At 55.9% G+C, this 261-nt stretch carries 1 pseudogene; it reads left to right on the top strand.

The window, feature by feature from the left end:
- Positions 1 to 261, top strand: a pseudogene (locus R0J87_RS21740) (oxidoreductase); the annotation flags it as partial.

Raw genomic sequence — 261 nt, 5'->3', positions numbered from 1 at the left:
CCACACTGAAACAGCTACGCCCCGGCGCCACCACCGATGACTGGTTTAGTGTCTACCTGGATTACGGCCATTTTGGCGTAACCCTTGGTGCCTCTATGTTAAGCGCCGCGCCCTCGCCGCGTTTTACCTTACAGTGCCATCAGGGCAGCTGGCAAAAATTTGGCCTGGATGTGCAGGAAGACCAGCTAAAACAGGGTTTAACGCCATTAAGTAACGGCTGGGGTCAGGATCCACGGCCAGCCATGCTGTACCGAACCGGTA

Origin of the sequence: Halomonas sp. SIMBA_159 (genome assembly GCF_046536035.1) — a bacterium.
GTDB lineage: Bacteria > Pseudomonadota > Gammaproteobacteria > Pseudomonadales > Halomonadaceae > Vreelandella > Vreelandella venusta_A.
This window is presented reverse-complemented; position numbering and strand designations above follow the sequence as displayed.